At 45.2% G+C, this 325-nt stretch carries 1 protein-coding gene; it reads right to left on the bottom strand.

All coding sequences use genetic code 11. The features are described from left to right. Nucleotides 1-122 precede the first annotated feature (122 nt). The coding region (locus I8U17_RS18170; RefSeq protein ID WP_232331189.1) for a Ger(x)C family spore germination C-terminal domain-containing protein at nucleotides 123-325 on the bottom strand (203 nt) is incomplete at its 5' end.

Here is a 325-nt window from a genome sequence, read left to right as displayed (position 1 = left end):
ATCCTAGTGGCGCTCAGCGAAGGACTGAACTACCATGAAGCGCAAAAAGGATTGGGGGAACTGGCCCGGCTTGCATTTGATGTTTACACGGGCCAGGAGTGAACAAAGCACCCCCCTTTTCTCTAACTAATAATTCCGTAATCCGAGATTTCCACAATCGCCTTTGCTTGAAAATGAATATGGGGGAATTCCTTCTCGAAGTCAATCTTCTTGAAGTCCTCATAGTGAAATGCCTTTAAATGCCTTGCGACTCCAAATCCGTCAAAATGGGCCTTTTGCATTTTCTTGAGAAGCGAATTCATCCGTTTGGTAAGAATCGCAGAAG

The sequence above is a fragment of the Thermoactinomyces sp. CICC 10521 genome (assembly GCF_016055135.1).
GTDB classification, from domain to species: Bacteria; Bacillota; Bacilli; order Thermoactinomycetales; family Thermoactinomycetaceae; genus Thermoactinomyces_A; species Thermoactinomyces_A daqus.
The sequence above is the reverse complement of the archived record's forward strand: the minus strand, read 5'-3'. Positions and strand labels throughout refer to the sequence as shown.